This is a genomic window from Micromonospora phytophila, assembly GCF_023656545.1.
GTDB classification, from domain to species: Bacteria; Actinomycetota; Actinomycetes; order Mycobacteriales; family Micromonosporaceae; genus Micromonospora; species Micromonospora phytophila.
The window spans coordinates 1-3,500 of record NZ_JAMOKF010000456.1 but is presented as its reverse complement, the minus strand read 5'-3'; the positions used below and the strand labels follow the sequence as shown (position 1 = coordinate 3,500).

The 3,500-nt window shown below is 75.5% G+C and carries 3 protein-coding genes and 2 pseudogenes; 3 read left to right on the top strand and 2 right to left on the bottom strand.

Annotation, left to right across the window (positions count from 1 at the left end; translation table 11 throughout):
* Nucleotides 1-227 (bottom strand): annotated as a pseudogene (locus NCC78_RS29475) (DUF2520 domain-containing protein); the annotation flags it as partial.
* Between the two features lie 154 nt (nt 228-381).
* On the opposite strand from NCC78_RS29475, the gene NCC78_RS29470 reads away from it, so the two are divergent.
* Genes NCC78_RS29470 through NCC78_RS29460 form a run of 3 tightly spaced genes read left to right on the top strand, consistent with a single transcriptional unit; the run spans nt 382 to nt 3,139 of the window.
* Nucleotides 382-693: a hypothetical protein gene (locus NCC78_RS29470; RefSeq protein ID WP_250798627.1), complete on the top strand. Its 312-nt coding sequence runs from the start codon at nt 382-384 to the stop codon at nt 691-693.
* Nucleotides 694-728: 35 nt separating this feature from the next.
* On the top strand, nt 729-1,955 hold the full coding sequence (locus NCC78_RS29465) for an SAM-dependent methyltransferase (RefSeq protein WP_250798628.1): 1,227 nt from the start codon (nt 729-731) through the stop codon (nt 1,953-1,955).
* Nucleotides 1,952-3,139 (top strand): NADH-quinone oxidoreductase subunit D, encoded by a 1,188-nt coding sequence (locus NCC78_RS29460; RefSeq protein WP_250798626.1) that lies wholly within the window; start codon nt 1,952-1,954, stop codon nt 3,137-3,139. Before NCC78_RS29465 ends, NCC78_RS29460 begins: the two co-directional genes overlap by 4 nt.
* 63 nt (nt 3,140-3,202) lie before the next feature.
* Here NCC78_RS29460 and NCC78_RS29455 read toward each other — a convergent pair.
* Nucleotides 3,203-3,500 (bottom strand): annotated as a pseudogene (locus NCC78_RS29455) (hypothetical protein); the annotation flags it as partial.

The following is a 3,500-nucleotide window of genomic DNA, read 5'->3' as shown; positions in this document are numbered from 1 at the left end:
AGCAGCGCCATCCGGGCCCGGGTGGCGCCGGAGCCGCCCGCGGCGGCGACCACGCGGTGGCCGGCGGCAGCGAGGGCCGCACCCAGCACGGCACCGACCCGGCCGGCGCCGATCACGCCGACGGTGAGGGTGCGGGGGAAGACAACCGGGGCGCCGGAAGAGGCGCCGCCCGACGGTGCGGCGGCCCCGCGGGGGGCGGCCGAACGCGGGCGCAGCGGTGCGCTCATGGCAACGATCCAGTCCTCGAGAAGGGGTACCGGTCGACCGCAAGTATGCGCCGGGCTGACGGAGCCGAAACAAGGGTCTGTGAAAACCTTCACCGGCCGTGCGGGGGGCCGTTCCCGGCGGCGCGGGCGGTCGGTCACGGCTACAGTGCCGCCTGTGACGCAGCGGGTCGTGGTGGACGATGTCGGGATCCGGACGGAGGACGACAGGCACGCCTTCGGCTGGCCCTGGTCGGAGATCCAACACGTCTCCGTCGCCGTGCTGCCCCTGACGGAGCACAGGCACCTGTACTTCGAGGTCACCCACGTGTCGGGCGAGTTCATGGAGCTCGGCGAGAGCGTCGACGGCTTCCGGGAGGCGGTGCGGGACATCTCCGCCCGCGCCGGGCGGCCGGCCCCCGACCTCGACGCGCTCCGGCCGGCCGACCCGGTGCGGCAGATCTGGCCCTCCCCCGAGGTCGGCGGGTGACCCGGCCGGGGGACCTGCTGCCCTGGCGGGTCGCCATGGACCGGGCGCTCTACGGGCCGGGCGGATTCTTCGTCTCCGGCCCCGGCCCGGCCGACCACTTCCGCACCAGCGTGCACGCGTCACCGGCCTTCGCCGCCGCGCTGCTGCGACTCGTCGAGCAGGTCGACGCCGCCCTCGGCCACCCGGCCCGGCTGGACGTGGTGGACGTGGGAGCGGGTCGGGGTGAACTGCTGCGCGCACTCTCCGCCGCCCTGGGGGTTGCCGGGGTGCCCGCCCGCTCCGGCCGGTCAGGCTTGATCCCTCCGCAGGCGGGCTCCCCGGCAACCCCGACTCCCCCGGCCGCCGCCCGGCCCCCGCTCTCGTCCGGCCCGTCGTCCGCCGGTCCCGCGCCCTCCGCGCCGGTTCCGCTCGCCTCCCGGGTACGCCTCACCGCCGTCGAGAAGGCGGCCCGGCCCGGCGGCCTCCCCGAGCGGATCAGGTGGGTGGACGAGATCCCCTCCGGGATCACCGGGCTGCTGGTGGCCACCGAGTGGCTGGACAACGTGCCGCTCGACGTGGCCGTACCCACCACCGCCGACGGCTGGCGCCACCTGCTGGTCGACCCGGCCACCGGTGCGGAGACCGTGGGTGAACCGGTCGACCCCGCCGACGCGGACTGGCTGGCCCGGTGGTGGCCGGTGTCGGCGGCCGGAACTGACGGGACCGGCTCGACCGGGCCGGGGTTCCGGGCAGACCGATCGGCGGAGGGATCAAGCCTGACCGCCCGGAGCCGGTCGGGCCGCCCGGAACCCCCTACGGCGGTGAGAGCGGAGATCGGCCGGACCCGCGACGACGCCTGGGCCGAGGCGGTGCGAAAACTCGACCGGGGGCTGGCGTTGGCCGTGGACTACGGGCACCTGCGCGACGAGCGGCCGATCGACGGGACGTTGACCGGGTACCGGGGCGGGCGGCAGGTGCCGCCGGTGCCGGACGGGAGCTGCGACGTCACCGCACACGTCGCCGTCGACTCGGTCGCCTCCGCCGGCGCGGCGGTCGCCCGGTGTGCGTACTCCCTGGTGTCGCAGCGGGAGGCGCTGCGGGCGCTCGGGGCCGACGGCGGGCGCCCGCCGCTGAGCCTGGCCGCCACCGACCCGGCCGGGTACGTCCGCGCGCTCGCCGCCGCGTCGGCGGTGGGCGAGCTGACCGACCCGGCCGGGCTGGGCGGCCACTGGTGGCTGCGGCAACCGGTCGGCGTCGACCCCGCGGTGTTCATGGCACGATGACGGGCATGACCACCGACGCCGGCGACCTCCGCGAACTGACCGTCGGCACCGGCGCCGGGCTGGTGGCGGGCACCGGCGGGGAGCAACTCGGCACCGACATGGTGCTCAACATCGGGCCGCAGCACCCCTCCACGCACGGCGTGCTCCGGCTCCGGCTGGTGCTCGACGGCGAACGGGTGGTGGCCTGCGAGCCGATCGTCGGCTACATGCACCGGGGCGCGGAGAAGCTCTTCGAGGTCCGCGACTACCGGCAGATCATCGTGCTGGCCAACCGGCACGACTGGCTCTCGGCGTTCTCCAACGAGCTGGGCGTGGTGCTCGCGGTGGAGCGGCTGATGGGCATGGAGGTGCCGGAGCGGGCCACCTGGCTGCGGATGGCCCTCGCGGAGCTGAACCGGGTGCTCAACCACCTGATGTTCCTCGGCTCGTACCCGCTGGAGATCGGCGCCATCACCCCGGTCTTCTACGCCTTCCGGGAACGGGAGACCATCCAGGCGGTGATGGAGGAGGTCTCCGGCGGCCGGATCCACTACATGTTCAACCGGGTGGGCGGGCTCAAGGAGGAGGTGCCGTCCGGCTGGACCGGTCGGGCCCGGGCCGCGATCGGCGAGGTCCGCCGCCGCCTGCCGGACCTGGACCACCTGATCCGGCGCAACGAGATCTTCCTGGCCCGCACCGTCGGCGTCGGGGTGCTGTCGGCGGCGGACGCCGCCGCGTTCGGCGCGTCCGGGCCCGTCGCCCGCGCCTCCGGGCTCGACCTGGACCTGCGCCGCGACGAGCCCTACCTGGCCTACGACCAGCTGGACGTGCCGGTGGTGACCCGCACCGCCGGGGACTGCCACGCCCGCTTCGAGGTGCTGCTCGACCAGGTGTACGCCTCGCTCGACCTCGCCGAGCAGTGCCTGGACCGGGTGGACCGGCTGACCGGACCGGTGAACACCCGACTGCCGAAGGTGGTCAAGGCGCCCGAGGGGCACACCTACGCCTGGACCGAGAACCCGCTCGGCATCAACGGCTACTACCTGGTCTCGCGCGGCGAGAAGACCCCGTGGCGGCTCAAGCTGCGCACCGCCTCGTACGCGAACGTGCAGGCCCTGGCCACCCTGCTCCCCGGCTGCCTGGTGCCGGACCTGATCGCGATCCTCGGCTCGATGTTCTTCGTCGTCGGCGACATCGACAAGTGACCCGGCACGGGTGATCCCGCCCGCCGCGTCCCGGCGTGCGGGTGTCGACCGGCCCGCCGACCGTCAGCGCCAGTCGTCGGCCGGGCGGGCACCACCCGCGCGGGGCACGTCGTCCTGCGGGGGATAGCCGTACCGCTCCTCCTGCCGGCGACCGTGCCGTGCGGGCTCGGGTTCCGCCCGGTGCACGCGCTGCGGCTCGGGCTGGCGCTGACGGGGCGGACGCCACTCGTCGGGCACCGGCACCCCGCCCACGGGCAGGGCGGGAGCGCCCTCCGGCTCGACCCAACCGCCCCGCCAGCCGTCGTCGCCGTCCCGGTCCCGGTCGCGGCGCGGCTCCTCCCGGCGGGCCGACGCCCAGCGG

Excerpts from the sequence above, each read along its gene's own strand:
- NCC78_RS29465 (WP_250798628.1), top strand. The coding sequence starts at position 729 with ATGGACCGGGCGCTCTACGGGCCGGGCGGATTCTTCGTCTCCGGCCCC.
- NCC78_RS29460 (WP_250798626.1), top strand. The coding sequence starts at position 1,952 with ATGACGGGCATGACCACCGACGCCGGCGACCTCCGCGAACTGACCGTC.